This is a genomic window from Acetivibrio sp. MSJd-27 (genome assembly GCF_018918095.1).
In the GTDB taxonomy this organism is placed as follows: Bacteria; Bacillota; Clostridia; order UMGS1840; family HGM11507; genus HGM11507.
Window position 1 is genome coordinate 1 of the sequence record NZ_JAHLPV010000023.1, and the last position, 16,177, is coordinate 16,177.

Genomic DNA, 16,177 nt, shown 5'->3' on the forward strand with positions numbered 1-16,177 from the left:
GCTGGCCATGTGGAAGTGGCGGGATGGGAACCATGGCACGCTGCATCGGATACTCATGTTTTTATTCCCAATAGACACAAAAACGCGTGGATTCGCTTGATGGAATCCATGCGTTTTTCGACAGGCTGCGCTTTTGCAAGGCAAAAGCTATCTTAAAATCATTTACGCGGACATAAAAGTAAAGTTGTATTCCGAGTTTCCAGCCAATGCTGTTCTATGATACAAAAATACCAAGAGGATTCGTTGTAAATCTTCTTGGTATTGCTTTTCATTTTGAAATAACGAATGTCTTATTCGACTGTTTTCTTCTTTGCCGGAGATTTTTTCGCTGTTGTCTTTTTCGGAGCTGCTTTTTTTGCTGTCGTTTTCTTTGCCGCTGTCTTTTCCTCTTCCCCATCCGCTTTTTTTCTGGTTTTTAAGGTATTGGGACATTCCTGGTTAATACAGTATAGCTTGGAGCCTTTACCATATCGCTTTTTCGCCATAACACTGCCGCAAAGTTCACATTTTTCATTGGTGGGTTCATCCCAGGTCATAAATCCACAGGTAGGGTTATGTTCACAGCCATAGTAAACTTTGCCGCGCTTGCTTTTTTTCTGCAATACCTTTCCGCCGCAGAGCGGACATAAAACACCGGACACTTCCACCGTAATCGGCTTGGCGTTTTTACATTCAGGAAACCCGGGACATGCAAGAAATTTTCCGTATCTGCCGCTTTTGATAACCATATTCCTTCCGCATTTCTCACAGATGACATCAGTTACCTCTTCCTTCAACTTTACCTTTTCAATCGACTCAGCAGCTTTTAATACCTTCTCAAATCCTCCGTAAAAATCATCGAGAACAGAAACCCAATCGATGTTTCCCTCCTCAATCTTATCCAGCTCTTCTTCCATATTTGCTGTGAATTTAACATCTACGATATCTTTAAAATGATTTTTCATCAAATCCGTGATAATCATTCCCAGTTCTGTAGGCTTTAATGTTTTGCCTTCCTTCTCCACATACTCCCGGTTCAAAATGGTGGTAATAGTAGGCGCATAGGTACTTGGACGCCCAATTCCATTCTCCTCCATCGCTTTGATGAGGCTTGCCTCCGTATATCTCGCCGGCGGCTTCGTGAAATTCTGCTTTGGATCCAGTTTATTGAGGGTTAATTTATCGCCCTCATTGAGAGCCGGCATCTTCTGGTTATCCTCTTCTTTTTCCTCATCCGTGCTTTCCACATACAACTTCATAAAGCCATCGAACAGAACCGTCGATCCACCTGTTTTAAACGTATAGTCCCCTGCTTTGATATCTACCGATACCACATTGAGCATGGCGCTGCTCATCTGGCTTGCAATAAAACGTTCCCATATCAATTTATACAGCTTGTATTGATCGTTGGAAAGATACGCTTTGATGTCATCCGGTGCCAAATCCACGATGGAAGGACGGATCGCTTCATGTGCATCCTGCACATTTCCCTTTTTGGATTTATATACGTTATAGCTTTTTGGCGCGTATTCCCCGGAAAAACGGCTGACGATGTATTTTTTTGCCTCTTCCATCGCCTCCTGTGCAACCCGCAGACTATCGGTTCTCATATAGGTAATTAGCCCGACTAATCCCCGTTCTTTCAGATCAATTCCCTCATACAGCTGCTGCGCAGCCATCATTGTTCTCTTCGCTGTAAAGCCAAGTTTCCTGGATGCCTCCTGCTGCAGTGTAGAGGTGATAAAGGGCGGATAAGGCCTTCTGGTCTTCTTGCTTTTTTTCACCTTTTCTACAGCAAAGTCCTGATTTTTAATCTGCTCTACCGCGGCGGAAGTTTCCTCCTCGTTGTGGAGATCAAATTTTTTCCCATTTTTCAAGGCCAGCTTTGCAAGAAAGCGTTCCGCTTCTTTATTTAAATCTGCAGTGACCGTCCAAAATTCCTCTGATTTAAAATTCTGTATTTCCAACTCCCGGTCGCACACGATTCTGGTTGCAACCGACTGTACGCGTCCGGCACTCAGCCCTTTTTTCACTTTTTTCCACAGCAAAGGGCTCAGTTTATAACCCACAATACGGTCGAGAATTCTTCTTGCCTGCTGGGCGTCCACTAAATCCATATCAATGGAGCGCGGATGTTCTATCGCATTGGTAACCGCCGATTTTGTAATCTCATTAAACGTAATCCGGCAGTCGGATGCCTCATCTATTTTAAGCATCTGGGCAATATGCCAGGAGATTGCCTCGCCTTCTCGGTCAGGGTCAGTTGCCAGATAAACTTTTTCCGATTTTTTCGCTGTGTCTGAAAGCTCTTTGATCAATTCTTTTTTTCCTTTGATCGGCTGATACTTTGGCGTAAAGTGATTTTCAATATCCACACCGATATTTTTTTCCGGCAGATCCCGCAAATGCCCCATGGAAGCCAGCACTTTATAATCCTTTCCAAGATATTTCATGATTGTCTTGGCTTTTGCCGGCGACTCCACAATAACCAAATTTTTTGCCAATTACTACACCTCATTCATTTAAATTAAGTCTGTATCTTCTTCCCGCCAATGCTTGAACGGCTCCTTTGATCTCCAGCATTGTCATCGTCGAGATCACCTGTGCCGCAGTAAGACCTGTTAAGCTTACAACATCATCCGCCAGAAGCGGCTTTGAGGACAGCGTTTCAAGTATCAGCTTTTCCGTCTCGTTTAAATTTTGAAAGGAAGCGATATATTCGTCTCGTTTCATTTCATTTGTTTCATTTTCCGGCTTCTTTTCGGTTTTGCGAAAAGCATATTGCCCCTCATACTCGACAAGAATATCTTCCACCCGCGCCACACATTTCGCCCCTTGCTGAATTAACCCGAGGGAGCCCTCGCTGTTTTGTGACAGAATACTATCCGGAACAGCGAAAACATCTTTTCCCTGCTCCAACGCACAATTGGCAGTGATCAAAGAACCGCTACCTCTCCCTGCCTCCACCACCAAAACACCAAGACTCAGAGCGCTAATCAGACGGTTTCTCGCCGGAAAATAGTACTTTTTTACTGAAGTGCCGGGAGGGTACTCGGAAATAACCGCTCCGTGTGCATATACCAAATCAAAAATATCCTTATTGGTTTTTGGATATATCACGTCAACTCCGCTTCCCAATACTGCCACTGTTTCGCCGCCCGCTTTCAGCGCACCTAAATGGGCATGGGCGTCAACACCGAGGGCCAAACCGCTTACAATCAGCATTCCGCGTCTGGAAAGTTCTTTCGAGAAACCTTCCGCAACCGCCTTGCCGTATGGGGTACATTTTCTTGTTCCAACAACCGCGAGAGCCGGCAGATGATCAAAATCATACCACTTTCCGAAATGATAGATTACATAGGGAAAATCAGGAATATTTTTCAGTCTCTGCGGATATTCTTCATCTTCATAGGTTACGATATTTATATGTTTTTTATGACACTCCGCAATAATTTGTTCCGCTTGGGCAAGATCCTTATTTTGTATTTTTTTCTTAAAATCCTCCGGAAACAGCTTTAGATCTTCCGGAGCAATGTGATAGATAGCTTCTGGCGTCTTATAAATCTCAAGGATTTTTCGTGCCAGAAGATCCTGAAAAGTAAAAAGCTGAGAAAACCAAATCCAATATTTCTGATCTGCCATCTTCCGCTTCATCCCATTCCTATAAAATGAATCTACCTATTTAAACTACTACATTTTTTCGTTCCTGTAAAGTTTTTTTTCAAATTTTTCAATTTTTGCATGATCCGGTACTTCACTTATCAGACGATAAATGAGCCAAAAAAGCACAAAAGAAAAGTGCCCGCCGTTATAAGCGAAACACTTTTTCTTTCATACGCATTATGCGTTTTTTTCTGCAGGGAAATACAGTTTGTTACTCAGTTTGTCAATCATCAGACTCACAAAGTAAATTTTTTTGTATTCCGCTTCCTCCTCAATCAATGCATTTAAAACGAGTTTCAATACGTCGATTCGTTTCCGAATCTCTTCTCTCTTTGTCATAGCTTTGCACCCCTCTACGTTATTTTCAACTTAATCGTACATTATTTAACATTCTTTGTAAATGCTTTCACGGAAACTAGACGTAATGCGAAGCAAACAGACACCTTTCGACAAGCCTATTTCTCGTTTTTCGGCTTATTTTCTCTTAAAAACAGATAAATACTCATAATTATTCCAAGAATAACGGATAGCACTGCTACTATCTGTGAGATTCGCAAATGATAAAACATCAAGCTGTCTGTCCGCAATCCCTCTATAACGAAACGTCCGATTCCATACCAAATAAAATAGAGCCAGAAAATCTGACCATCCTGTTTTTTATGGCGAATCAGAACTGCCAGCAAGACAGCTCCGACCAAATTCCATACCGATTCATAGAAAAAAGTTGGATGAACGGTTGTCACTTTTCCATAAAAATCCGAATATATCTGCATTCCCCATGGTACAGAGGTTTCATAACCGTAGGCTTCCACATTGACAAAATTTCCCCACCGGCCCACTCCCTGACCAATCAGCAAACCAATGGAACAAATATCAAATAGCTGCATCATATTTACTTTTTTTACCCTACAATAGATAACCGCAGCGATAACCGCAGCGATAATTCCGCCATAGATTGCTAAACCACCGCCGCGAATATTAAATATCTGCAATAAATTCTGACTGTAATAATCCCATTTGGAAAATACATAGTACAGTCTTGCACCTATAATAGCAGACGGAAGACAAATGATTAAAATATCAAAGAAAATATCCGATTTTATATTTTCCCGTTTTCCTTCCCAAACCGCATATAAAAAAGCCAGAAGAATGCCGAAACAGATAATCAATGCATACCAATAGATATTCTGTCCGAAGATAGAAAATGCTACCCGGTTTAGTGTAAAGGAAAGCCCCAGTCCGGGAAATCCAACTGAATTGCTCATCAAAACACCTCTTTTGTAATGACCAAATCACAAATACTTCTTATTTTACAATGTTATACTGGTTCAATAATGGAAACGGCAAACATGTTCTCGTCGAAAAGTTCATGAAACCGATTCTGTACTTCAGAAAAATGAATGTCTTCATATACTTCAAAAAATGCAAAAGGTTCAATGCCCAGGAAATAGTCGGAGCAAAAAGAATTACCGATCGCCTCTATACTGTTGAAACTTTTTACATACTTCCCATACATCAGCTTTTTCGTCCGTTCGAAATCATCCTGGTTCAGACCATATTCCTTGAGTTTTGCCGCCTGCTCTAAAATCATGGCCGCAACTCTCTTCGGCTCTTTGGATTCCCCTTCAAACTGAACAAAAGAATAATCATAAAAACAAGTCATATCAGTACCAAAGGAATCATTGATAAGCCCTTGTGAATAAAGCTTCTCATAAAGTTCAGAGCTTTCGGAGGCAAACATCTTCAGCAGAATAGAGGTCATCAGATTGCGCTTCAATAAATCTTTTCCCCTCAGATTCACGTTTTTATCCTTATAGCCGCAGTTAAAAATAGGAGTGGATACAGAAAGCTTCTGTACTTTTTCTTTCCGGTTAATTCCGCCCGGTTCCTCAATCGGTTTTACTTCCGCATTAAACGGTACTTCTCTCTTAACGATATTACGGTCAATGATGTCTGAAATCTCTTCCAGGTTAACATCACCTGCAATATACAGCACCATATTTTCCGGATGGTAGAAGGTATGATATGTGTCAAATAAAATATCCTTCGTGATTTTCGAGATACTCTCCACCGTTCCCGCAATATCCTTTTTTACCGGATGATTGATATACAAACAGTCTATCAGATTGAAAAAGACGCGCCAGTTTGCATCGTCATCATACATCCTTATTTCCTGCGCAATAATTCCCTGTTCCTTTTCGACATTTTCGCGGGTAAAATACGGGTGGGAAACAAAATTCAGCAAATGATCAAAGTTTTCGTTAAAATGCGAGGTACAGGAAAATAAGTATGCTGTATTGTTGAAAGAAGTAAATGCATTGGCACTGGCTCCCAAAGCAGCATACTTGTCAAAAGCATTCGTGCCATCCTCCTGTTCAAACAGCTTGTGCTCCAAAAAATGTGCGATTCCATCCGGTACTATCGTATATTCTCTGTCCCCCGGGAATTGAAACGCACTGTCAACCGAACCATAGCGGGTTGACAGGATCGAATAATATTTGGAATAGTTTTCTTTTTTTAAAACATATACCGGCAGTCCGCTTTCATGGACACCTTTATAAAAAGTCTCTTCTATGACTGGATTAGCAATTTTCTCAAATTTCATCCGTTACGCCTCCTTGCCTGTCAGATAATAAACCGTATCCAGCTGTATTTTACCAGCCACCTTAACAACTTCCTCCAGAGTCGTCTCTTCTATTTTCCGGATATATTCCTCTATGTCAGTCACCTTGCCCGCAATCAACCCGCTTAAATAGAAATCCTCCATAGAAAACGCACTGTCATTTAAGGACATCAAAATATTGACGATCGCTTTTTTGGAAGCATTCAATTCCGCATCACTCACTTTTCCTTCTCGGATATCCTGAAGCTGAGCAAGAATTTCGTCATGTGCCTTTTTGAAATTTTCAAACTCAACCCCCGAGCTGACCAGCATAATCCCTTTTTGCTTTTCCAGCCTGGAATATGCGTAATAGCAGAGACTTAATTTTTCCCGAACATTGTTAAACAGCTTGGAGTGAGCGCCGGAGCCAAAAATACTGTTAAACAGGGTTAAAGCAAAGGCATCCTCGTCACAGAATCCGGTGTTTGTGCGGAATCCCATTGCCAGTTTTCCTTGTGCCACTTCAAATTTGTCTTCCGCCACTTGGATATCAGATGATTTCTTTAGCACAGATGTTTTGGGATACTCATAGGAAACCAAGCTTCTCTCCACTCCGGAAAGCTTTTGTTCCAGAGGCTTCAAATCAACCTCCCCTACCGCGAACACATCAATGACACTGGAGCGCAAAATATCCTGATAATGATTGTAAAGCACTTTTCCGTCAATGCGCTCCATATCCTCTATTCTTCCATACTCATACAATGCATAATTTTCTCCTGTACACATTTGAGAAAGGCAGCGCAGGGAAGCATATTCTTTTTTGTCATTGATCAAGCCTTCAATATGATCTTTTAAATTTTCTTTCTCACGGATAACATATTCTTCTTTGAATCCCCCGTCATAGATTAGTGGGTTTAATACAATATCAAAAACAAAACGGTAAATTTCATTTAAATACTGCGGATCGTTTTTCACATATTTCGGAGAGACAAACTCAAAATTGAAGCAAATAACCTGGTCTTCTCCCTTTTTGCGGATACCGCAGTCGAAAAATCCACCGTAAAGCTCTTCCAGCTTTTTGCTGATTGCGGCAAGGTTGGGATACAGCCCGCTTCCCCGCTTCATGATAAAAGGAAGCAACGCGTTCAGTGTCACCTCTTCCTCTTTCAAAGGCCGGTGAATATAAAAACTCAGGGTAAATGTCTTAAACTTGTTTGTTTGTAGACTGTGCAGACTAATTCCATCCTTTATCTTTCTATCTTGCATATTGACACCTACTTTTCTTAAATGATTTCATTTATTATATCATATTATATATTTCACTTTTTATCAATAAATTATCAGATATTTTTGGAAATGTCTGATAAAAACTTGTTTGAACATTTATAAATCAAGTCTAACTATGCGTATATTTGTTAAATTTTCGTCTTTTGCGGGGAGATAGCCTGAAAGATGTTTACGGTTACAATCATTTTTATTCTAAGAAATGCAATCACACTCCACACGATGTTTTTTGAAACATGCAACCGTGTACAATTCCCTGCAGATTCTCATGTAATAAAAACAGCGCCGCATCCTATAAGAAGTATAAGAGCGGCGCAGTTTTTATTTTATTCTTCATCCCAATTGTGCCAGATATTCTGAACGTCGTCATTGTCCTCCAGCGCATCAATCAGAAGCCCCATTTTTTTAAGATGGTCTTCATCTGTTAATTTCGTATAGGTTTGAGGAATCATGGAAATCTCCGCTTTGATAAAATGATAGTTTTTCGCTTCCAGCGCTTCCCTGACTTTTGAAAAATCTTCAGGTGCTGTCAAAATCTCGAAAATCCCATCCTCCGCGCTGAAATCCGCGGCACCGGAATCCAAAGCATCCATCATAACATTGTCTTCTTCCAGACTTCCGTCATCCTCTACAATTAAAACACCGTATTTATCAAACATAAAAGTAACACAGCCGGTGGAGCCCAGATTTCCTCCGAATTTATCAAAATAGTGTCGAAGATCCGCCGCTGTCCTGTTCCGATTGTCTGTCAAAGTTTCTACAATAACCGCAACACCATTGGGACCATAACCTTCATAGGTAATCTCTTCATAGTTGTCCGCCTCTCCTTCGCCTGCAGCTTTTTTGATACAGCGGTTAATATTATCATTCGGCATGTTGTTGGATTTCGCTTTCGCAATCACATCACGCAGTTTTCCATTGATTGCCGGATCCGGCCCGCCCTCTTTTACAGCAACAGCCAGCTCTCTTCCGAGCTTTGTATAAATCTTCGCTTTCTGCCCGTCTGTCTTTTCCTTTTTTCGTTTGATATTCGCCCATTTGGAATGTCCTGACATTGTTGATAACCTCCATCTTTTGCAATCTATTCTCAGCGTCAGCAAATGGAACGGTCATGATCCAATTCACGAATGCTTTCGCTATTCTTTTTCATACGTTTGATATTCTATCACAAACCGGCGTACTTTTTCAAGTTTTTATTTGACATTGACCGAAAAAAATGGTATTATAATAAAAAATAAAATGTATATTTGAGATAGAGGCCGCGTGGTTCAAGAGTAAGTATAAGGAGAATTTCACAGTTCCGGGAATTATACCGAAAGGGGATTCACGCCGAAGGAGGCAGGTTTGTGAAGACCGCTGTCCTGGTTATAAAGTTAAGAGCTTTATAATTGTCATCAGTTCTGATGGAGAGCTAGTGGAGAGCTATTTCAAAGATAAAGTAACCCTTTCATTACTTGTCTTCGAAATCGGCTTTCAAAGCCGATTTTTTCATGTCAAGACGAATCTTGACATATCTTGATATCATTTTATAACAAGATGAAACGCTTTTGCGAACAGTGTGCGGCAAAAGCCACCTTAAAAAGCGTTTCAGCCTTGCGAAGCGAGGTTATTTCATTCTTTATTGTTTGGAGGATTTATTATGAAAACGTTCAACGTCGCCGTTGTAGGCGCAACCGGCATGGTGGGTCAAAGATTTATCACCTTGCTTGAAAATCACCCTTGGTTCCATGTGAAGGCTCTTGCAGCCTCTGCAAGAAGCGCCGGTAAAACCTATGAAGAAGCTGTGGGTAACAGATGGGCTATGAAAACACCTATACCCGAAGACATAAAAAAGATAACTGTTTTGGATGCAACCGCAGACGTGAAAAAAATTGCATCCAGCGTGGACTTTATCTTCTGTGCCGTAGATATGAAAAAGGATGAGATCCGCGCATTGGAAGAAACTTATGCGAAAGCGGAATGCCCTGTCATTTCCAACAATTCCGCGCACCGAGGTACCGAGGATGTTCCTATGATTATCCCGGAAATCAACGCTGACCACGCACAGGTCATTGAAGCACAAAGAAAACGCCTCGGCACCAAAAGAGGCTTTATCGCAGTAAAGTCTAACTGTTCTCTGCAGAGTTATGTCCCAGCGCTTCACCCTCTGATGAAATATGGTGTGAAGAATGCTCTTGCGTGCACCTATCAGGCAATCTCCGGCGCGGGAAAAACATTCGAGACGTTCCCTGATATTATTGACAACGTCATTCCCTTCATCGGCGGTGAAGAGGAAAAAAGTGAACAGGAACCTTTAAAAATCTGGGGTGAGTTAAAGGATGGGAAAATTGTTCCGTCCTCCGCTCCAGCCATTACAACCCAATGTATTCGCGTCCCAGTCAGTGACGGACATCTGGCCGCTGTCTTTATGTCTTTTGAAAACAAACCAACCGTCGAAGAAATTAAAAAATGCTGGAAAGAATTTAAAGGAGAACCGCAGGATTTAAAACTGCCATCCGCGCCAAAGCAATTCTTAAACTATTTTGAAGAAGACAACCGTCCCCAGACAAAATTGGATCGGAATCTGGAAAACGGTATGGCGGTTTCCATCGGAAGATTAAGGGAAGATTCTCAATATGATTACAAATTTGTTTGTCTTTCCCACAATACACTTCGAGGAGCAGCAGGCGGCGCTGTTTTAATGGCGGAACTGCTGGCTGCGAAAGGATATCTGGACTAATCAATTTATAGCGCGTTATAACCTTGCTCATATGCCCACTGCTTCTGTAAGCAGCGGGCTCGGACTCAGAAGCGGACGGGGCGCAAATTCCCCGCTTTGCAAGGTTGAAACGCTTGTATGCGGCTTTTGACGCACACGATGCGCAAAAGCGTTTTATCTTGTATAACGAGGTGTGTATTATGAAAAAAACAATTTTTACCGGTGCAGGTGTCGCCATTGTAACTCCTTTCGCAAACGGAAAAATCAACTATGAAGAATTGGGTAGGCTGATCGATTTTCAGATTGAACATTCCACGGATGCCATCATCATCTGCGGCACAACAGGGGAAGCTTCCACCATGCCGGACAGAGAGCATCTGGACGTTATTGAATACGCTGTAAAAAAAGCAAATAAAAGAGTGCCGGTGATTGCCGGTGCGGGAAGCAACGATACCGCTCACGGTCTGGAACTTAGCCGAGAATCTCAAAAACTGGGAGCAGATGGTCTGCTGATTGTCACCCCCTATTACAATAAAGCAAATACGAATGGACTGATTCAGCATTTTAACGCCTATGCAGACGCGGTAGATATTCCGATTATTCTGTATAATGTTCCTTCCAGAACCGGTGTGAATATTACCACGGAAGTATTGAAGGAGGTTTCGAAAGCTGACAATATTGTCGGAATCAAAGAAGCGAGCGGAAATATTTCCCATGTAGCTGATATCGCATACCGTTGCCCGAATATTGACATCTATTCCGGCAACGATGATATGATTGTTCCGATTCTCTCACTGGGCGGAAAGGGTGTAATCTCTGTATTGTCTAACGTGATGCCAAAAGAAACCCATGACATTTGTCAGCTGTTTTTTGATGGCAAAATAAAAGAGAGCGCATCCCTTCAGATAAAACTCATGGATCTGATTCAGAAGCTGTTTATCGAAGTAAACCCGGTGCCCGTCAAGACCGCTTTGAACTTGATGGGATTTGCCGCCGGAGACCTGAGGCTTCCGCTTGGAAAAATGGATGAGCGCAATCTCGATAAACTGCGCACAGCAATGATCAACTGCGGTATTAAAGTAGTCTAAAGAAGGATGTTTGACAAATGATAAATATAATTTTAAGCGGATGCAATGGCAAAATGGGGCATGTGATATCCCGTTTGGCGGAAGCAGATGAAAATGTAAAAATAGTAGCTGGCTTTGATCTCAACACCGTCCAAACTTTCGACTATGAGATCTTTAAAAATCCGGCTGAATATGCCGGAACGGCCGACGTTATCATTGACTTTTCCCATCCGGCAGCTCTTGATGGTCTTCTCCACTTCGCTTTGGACCGGAAAATTCCCGCTGTTGTTGCGACTACCGGTCTTTCCGCCGAACAGATCGAACAACTGCATGAGGTTTCCAGACAGGTTCCAATCTTTTTCTCCGCTAATATGTCTCTGGGGATTAACCTGCTGATCGATCTGGTAAAGCGTGCGACAAAATTGTTGGAGGATTCTTTTGATATTGAAATCATCGAAAAGCATCATAATCAGAAAATTGACGCCCCCAGCGGTACTGCCTTAGCCATCGCAGATGGCATTAACGAAGCGCTGAGTCAGCCCTATCAATATGTTTATGATCGGCACAGTGTACGAAAAAAAAGAGATAAAAAGGAAATTGGGATTCACGCTGTACGGGGCGGAACCATTGTTGGCGATCACGAGGTTATCTTTGCCGGCACAGATGAAATTGTCACCATATCCCACACGGCAACCAGCAAGGAAATTTTTGCTCAGGGCTCCATCAAGGCCGCAAAATTTCTGGCGGGAAAAGAGCCTGGCATGTATGATATGAATTCTCTGCTGGCTTCCCTGTAACCGCCGGAGATTTCCGGCAGAACGGAGGTTTTTATGAGTAGCTATTCCCTGTCGTATCAAGATAACGTGACTCTGGTTACCCTTCACAAAATTCCGAATCAAATCAAAGTCATCTCAGAAGTGTTTGCATTGGTTTCCCAAAAAAAGATCAACGTAGATATGATAAGCCAGACAGCCCCTTATATGGAAACAGTGAGCATCTCCTTTTCCATTGAGGAGAGCGCCGTTTCCCATATCATCGAAATTCTCAGTCTTCTGAAGGAAAAGGCACCTGAATTGAAAACGGATATTGTCAGTAATCTCTCCAAAGTAGTTATTCAGGGCGAAGAGATGAAAACCGCCAGCGGTATCGCCGCGAAAGTATTTTTAGCTCTCAATGAGCTTGACACGGATCTCATCTCTATCACCACTTCAGAAACCGAGATTTCCTTTTTAGTGGATGAAAGCAAAGTGAATGCTGTATTGGAAAAATTAGAATCCGAATTTTAACGAAAGTTTCAATCGGAGATTTGCCCCTTATCGAAAATCAGCCCCATAGCCTGCAAAAGCTATGGGGCATTTTCATTTCATAGAGTGGCTGTAATGAAAGTTATTCAAAGAATCTGATTTTCATGGGATGGCTCTTCAAAATGCTACCTGCTCTCCATCAGATAGGTTGCCTCCATATCCGCCAAATGCACTGCAAATGCAAGGGGAAACATCTCGAAAGCCGCACTGACATTCCGTGCGTCCTCTGTTCCGGCATGCCCCATATGGTATCGGATGGCAAAAGCCTCCTCCCGGGAAAGCCGCATAAAACCGGTGATAATATAGACTGACTTTTCCCCATGGCCATAAGGAAGCTGATCGGCATAGTCATAAGTCGGCATTTGCTGCCACTTGCCATTCTCATCCTTCACATTGCGGAACCCCTTTTTATAGCAATTGATTTTGCAGATATCATGCAGAAGTGAAACAATTGCAACGGTTTCATCGTCAAATGTAAGTCCGCATTCCAGCTTGATTTTATCCCGGCTTAAATAGTCTTTCAGGCAGCGGTATACATTTAGGCTGTGCTCTGCAAGTCCCCCTTCATAGGAACCATGAAATCGGGTGCTGGCAGGTGCGGTAAAGAAATCACTTGCAGGAGAACAGAGATATTCCAGAAGCTTATCCGAGCCTTCCCTTGTGATATGTTTTTTATAAATCTCGATAAAGGTTTCTTTGATATGTTCCATTGGCTCATTCTCTCCTTCCGATATGCTTTTATTATAACAAGATGAAAACGCTTTTGCAAGGCAAAAACATTTCAAAATCACAGAGCCTGGAACATAGACGTACGGTTATACACTCTGAAAAAAGATTGCAAATAGATTGACAGCAATCAAAATCAAGATTATCATAAACATTGGAGCACAATATGTAACCTGTTTCTTGAACCATTTACCGTTATGGTTCCGTCAAGGTGCTTGCTTATTTATTAGAGAGCGGAACTCTCTCGTTTTTGAAACAGAAGGAGATGACTTTATGGATACCTTACAGGAAATGATCAATCAAAGCAACCGGATCGTTTTTTTCGGCGGTGCCGGCGTTTCCACTGAAAGCGGAATTCCTGATTTTCGCGGCACAGACGGTCTATATCATCAGAAATACGACTATCCGCCTGAAACCATCATCAGCCATAATTTTTTTATAAAAAATCCGAAGGAATTTTATCGTTTTTATAAAAACAAGATGATTTATCTTTCCGCCAAACCCAATGCTGCGCACTTAAAGCTGGCCGAGATGGAACGGAAGGGAAAACTGGACTGTGTTATCACACAAAATATTGATGGTCTTCATCAGGCTTCCGGCTCACAAAAAGTATTGGAACTTCACGGTTCCGTGCTTCGGAATTATTGCATGAAATGCCATAGATTATATCCGGTTGAAGCTGTGATAGAAACACCTGATATCCCCTTTTGCAGCTGCGGTGGGATGATAAAGCCAGATGTTGTTCTCTATGAGGAAAGTTTGGATTCCAAAACGCTGATGGATTCGGTGAAAGCCGTCAAAAAAGCGGACATGCTCATCGTAGGCGGTACTTCCCTAAATGTCTATCCAGCGGCAAGCCTGATTGATTATTACAGCGGCAACCGTCTTGTCCTGATTAATAAAACCGCTACCCCTTACGACAGACGAGCGGATTTAATGATACAGGACAGTATCGGCAAAATTCTTGGAAATATTACCATCGAATAAATTGAAATCTTATGATATGATTTAAGCATTAGAGAGTCGAACCCCATATTCCCTGCACAAAGGAAAATGCGCAGGGAATACTGACGTATGCGCGAGAATTTTGACGCAGGATTGCGGAAAACTGGCCTGTGAAAACCATATGGCGTTCAACTCCCTAATGCTTATGCATGGAACATAGAATACGAACCCGTTTTTGGTTGGTTGCGGCGGGTTCGGGTACTGCGTTCTACGCTTATACAAAACGATCGAAAGGAGAAAACAAGTGACACGAAAACTTCTTAGCGTTCTTTTGCTTCTCTCTATTCTTTTTACGGCCGGATCCGGCGCTTATCCCGCGGAAGCGGAAATGAAAGCGGTATGGATCTCCTATATCGAATATCAAAGCTTACTTTCCGGAAAAAATGAGATGGACTTCACTTCATCGGTTGACAGGATGTTTGACAAGGTAAAATCCCTGGGATTAAATACCGTTATCATTCATGTTCGTCCCTTTGCCGACGCCATGTACCCCTCAAAATACTTTCCATGGTCAAAGTATATCTCAGGGACACCAGGCAAAAATCCTGGTTACGATCCCCTGGCTATTCTCTTAAAGCAAGCCCATGCAAAAGACTTGAAGCTACACGCCTGGATCAATCCTTACCGTATCGGTTCCCCCGCTAATGTGCCGGAAGGTTCCATTATTCACCAATGGGCCCAGGAAAAAGAGGATTATATTCTGACATCCGGCGGAAACTGGTACTTGAATCCGGCAGTTCCGCAAGTCCAGCAGTTAGTTATCGACGGTGTAAAAGAAATCATTGAAAGCTATCCCGTGGACGGAATTCACTTTGACGATTATTTCTATCCCACTACAGATCCCGGTTTTGACAGCATTACTTATCAGAAAGCGCAGGCTGGGCTCAGTCTGGCAGAATGGCGTATGGAAAATGTAAACCAACTTATTCAGGGGGTTTATCAGGCGATTAAGTCCTTTAATTCCAATCTTTTATTTGGAATCAGTCCCTCCGGAATTATAAAAGACAACTATGATTCTATCTATGCAGATGTAAGAAAATGGGGCACGCAAAAAGGATATGTGGATTATCTCTGTCCTCAAATTTATTTTGGATATGAAAACCCTTACGTCCCATATGACAAGGTTTTGAAAGAATGGAACGAAATCACTTCTCACGTGGATTTATATGTTGGTCTTGCCGCTTATAAAGTAGGCTTATCGGATCATTATGCTGGTACTGGAAAGTTGGAATGGCAGCAAAACAGTAATCTGCTGGCCCGTCAGTTAAGCGATGCACGCAGCGTTTCCCGCTATAAGGGCTTTATGCTTTTCAGCTTCAATTCCTTATTTTATCCCTCCGCGGAAGCCGCTGATATTATGAATATTGAATTACAGAATTTTAAGAGTGAATTAAACGGCATTCAAATTTATATTAACAACATGAAACAAAGATACGACGTGATGCCTGTCAAACAAAATGATCGCGTTTTAGTACCCGTCCGCGGGATATTTGAGGCTCTAGGCGCTGAAATTGAATGGGATGATGCACGGCAGAAGGTTACTGCCGTAAAGAGGAACCAGACCATCATCTTGACAATCGGAAGTTCTGTTATGACGGTCAATGGGAAAGAAATCTTTTTGGACGTGCCCGCTATTCTGAAAAATGACCGAACTTTGGTTCCTGTTCGGGCTGTGTCTGAAGCTTTGCAGGCGCGGGTAGAGTGGGATGGAGAAAATAATGCCGTTCATATTTTTCAATAACAAAAAAAGATTTTCTTTCCGAAAAGCAACAAGTTTGCTCCACATGCTGTTTTTGAAACATACAATTGTGCACGATTCCGTGCAATTTTCTATGGTATAACTGAGAAA

At 42.1% G+C, this 16,177-nt stretch carries 14 protein-coding genes and 1 riboswitch; of the genes, 6 read left to right on the forward strand and 8 right to left on the reverse strand.

Annotated elements, in window-relative coordinates:
- Window positions 1-290: 290 nt before the first annotated feature.
- The 7 genes from topA to KQI32_RS08615 form a co-directional block, all read right to left on the reverse strand.
- Window positions 291-2,483 carry a type I DNA topoisomerase gene (topA, locus tag KQI32_RS08585; protein WP_216424706.1) on the reverse strand — a complete coding sequence of 731 codons (2,193 nt, stop codon included), beginning with the start codon at window positions 2,481-2,483 and terminating at the stop codon, window positions 291-293.
- A 10-nt stretch (window positions 2,484-2,493) separates the two neighbouring features.
- Complete coding sequence (gene dprA, locus KQI32_RS08590; RefSeq protein WP_177690630.1) at window positions 2,494-3,621, reverse strand: DNA-processing protein DprA; 1,128 nt, start codon at window positions 3,619-3,621, stop codon at window positions 2,494-2,496.
- 198 nt (window positions 3,622-3,819) lie between these two features.
- Window positions 3,820-3,981, reverse strand: coding sequence for a hypothetical protein (locus KQI32_RS08595; RefSeq protein WP_177690627.1), 162 nt, complete (start codon window positions 3,979-3,981; stop codon window positions 3,820-3,822).
- A 116-nt stretch (window positions 3,982-4,097) separates the two neighbouring features.
- A complete protein-coding gene (gene lgt, locus KQI32_RS08600) occupies window positions 4,098-4,907 on the reverse strand; it encodes a prolipoprotein diacylglyceryl transferase (RefSeq protein ID WP_216424707.1) in 810 nt (269 codons plus the stop codon).
- Between the two features lie 53 nt (window positions 4,908-4,960).
- The gene (gene yfmH, locus KQI32_RS08605) at window positions 4,961-6,247 is read right to left on the reverse strand and encodes an EF-P 5-aminopentanol modification-associated protein YfmH (protein WP_216424708.1); all 1,287 of its coding nucleotides are present in this window, start codon (window positions 6,245-6,247) and stop codon (window positions 4,961-4,963) included.
- A 3-nt stretch (window positions 6,248-6,250) separates the two neighbouring features.
- Window positions 6,251-7,510 (reverse strand): EF-P 5-aminopentanol modification-associated protein YfmF, encoded by a 1,260-nt coding sequence (gene yfmF, locus KQI32_RS08610; protein ID WP_216424709.1) that lies wholly within the window; start codon window positions 7,508-7,510, stop codon window positions 6,251-6,253.
- Window positions 7,511-7,854: 344 nt separating this feature from the next.
- Window positions 7,855-8,583 (reverse strand): YebC/PmpR family DNA-binding transcriptional regulator, encoded by a 729-nt coding sequence (locus KQI32_RS08615; protein WP_177690620.1) that lies wholly within the window; start codon window positions 8,581-8,583, stop codon window positions 7,855-7,857.
- 190 nt (window positions 8,584-8,773) lie between these two features.
- A riboswitch (Lysine riboswitch) is annotated at window positions 8,774-8,961 on the forward strand.
- A 206-nt stretch (window positions 8,962-9,167) separates the two neighbouring features.
- Between KQI32_RS08615 and asd the strand changes: the two genes are divergently transcribed.
- From asd to KQI32_RS08635, 4 genes are all read left to right on the forward strand, one after another.
- Window positions 9,168-10,247, forward strand: a complete 1,080-nt coding sequence (gene asd / locus KQI32_RS08620) for an aspartate-semialdehyde dehydrogenase (protein ID WP_177690618.1) — start codon at window positions 9,168-9,170, stop codon at window positions 10,245-10,247.
- Window positions 10,248-10,426: 179 nt separating this feature from the next.
- Window positions 10,427-11,314 carry a 4-hydroxy-tetrahydrodipicolinate synthase gene (gene dapA / locus KQI32_RS08625; RefSeq protein ID WP_216424710.1) on the forward strand — a complete coding sequence of 296 codons (888 nt, stop codon included), beginning with the start codon at window positions 10,427-10,429 and terminating at the stop codon, window positions 11,312-11,314.
- A gap of 17 nt (window positions 11,315-11,331) precedes the next feature.
- A complete protein-coding gene (gene dapB / locus KQI32_RS08630) occupies window positions 11,332-12,090 on the forward strand; it encodes a 4-hydroxy-tetrahydrodipicolinate reductase (RefSeq protein ID WP_177690614.1) in 759 nt (252 codons plus the stop codon).
- A gap of 33 nt (window positions 12,091-12,123) precedes the next feature.
- Window positions 12,124-12,579: an ACT domain-containing protein gene (locus tag KQI32_RS08635; RefSeq protein WP_177690612.1), complete on the forward strand. Its 456-nt coding sequence runs from the start codon at window positions 12,124-12,126 to the stop codon at window positions 12,577-12,579.
- Window positions 12,580-12,722: 143 nt separating this feature from the next.
- On the opposite strand, the gene KQI32_RS08640 is transcribed toward KQI32_RS08635, so the two are convergent.
- Window positions 12,723-13,307, reverse strand: coding sequence for a hydrolase (locus KQI32_RS08640; protein WP_177690610.1), 585 nt, complete (start codon window positions 13,305-13,307; stop codon window positions 12,723-12,725).
- A gap of 289 nt (window positions 13,308-13,596) precedes the next feature.
- Between KQI32_RS08640 and KQI32_RS08645 the strand changes: the two genes are divergently transcribed.
- Together KQI32_RS08645 and KQI32_RS08650 are read left to right on the forward strand one after the other, a co-directional pair.
- The gene (locus KQI32_RS08645; protein ID WP_216424711.1) at window positions 13,597-14,310 is read left to right on the forward strand and encodes an NAD-dependent protein deacylase; all 714 of its coding nucleotides are present in this window, start codon (window positions 13,597-13,599) and stop codon (window positions 14,308-14,310) included.
- 262 nt (window positions 14,311-14,572) lie between these two features.
- Entirely contained in the window at window positions 14,573-16,069 is a 1,497-nt protein-coding gene (locus KQI32_RS08650; RefSeq protein ID WP_216424712.1) for a family 10 glycosylhydrolase, read from the forward strand.
- Window positions 16,070-16,177: the final 108 nt, after the last annotated feature.

Excerpts from the sequence above, each read along its gene's own strand:
- dprA (WP_177690630.1), bottom strand. The coding sequence starts at position 3,621 with ATGGCAGATCAGAAATATTGGATTTGGTTTTCTCAGCTTTTTACTTTT.
- KQI32_RS08595 (WP_177690627.1), bottom strand. The coding sequence starts at position 3,981 with ATGACAAAGAGAGAAGAGATTCGGAAACGAATCGACGTATTGAAACTC.
- lgt (WP_216424707.1), bottom strand. The coding sequence starts at position 4,907 with ATGAGCAATTCAGTTGGATTTCCCGGACTGGGGCTTTCCTTTACACTA.
- yfmH (WP_216424708.1), bottom strand. The coding sequence starts at position 6,247 with ATGAAATTTGAGAAAATTGCTAATCCAGTCATAGAAGAGACTTTTTAT.
- yfmF (WP_216424709.1), bottom strand. The coding sequence starts at position 7,510 with ATGCAAGATAGAAAGATAAAGGATGGAATTAGTCTGCACAGTCTACAA.
- KQI32_RS08615 (WP_177690620.1), bottom strand. The coding sequence starts at position 8,583 with ATGTCAGGACATTCCAAATGGGCGAATATCAAACGAAAAAAGGAAAAG.
- asd (WP_177690618.1), top strand. The coding sequence starts at position 9,168 with ATGAAAACGTTCAACGTCGCCGTTGTAGGCGCAACCGGCATGGTGGGT.
- dapA (WP_216424710.1), top strand. The coding sequence starts at position 10,427 with ATGAAAAAAACAATTTTTACCGGTGCAGGTGTCGCCATTGTAACTCCT.
- dapB (WP_177690614.1), top strand. The coding sequence starts at position 11,332 with ATGATAAATATAATTTTAAGCGGATGCAATGGCAAAATGGGGCATGTG.
- KQI32_RS08635 (WP_177690612.1), top strand. The coding sequence starts at position 12,124 with ATGAGTAGCTATTCCCTGTCGTATCAAGATAACGTGACTCTGGTTACC.
- KQI32_RS08640 (WP_177690610.1), bottom strand. The coding sequence starts at position 13,307 with ATGGAACATATCAAAGAAACCTTTATCGAGATTTATAAAAAACATATC.
- KQI32_RS08645 (WP_216424711.1), top strand. The coding sequence starts at position 13,597 with ATGGATACCTTACAGGAAATGATCAATCAAAGCAACCGGATCGTTTTT.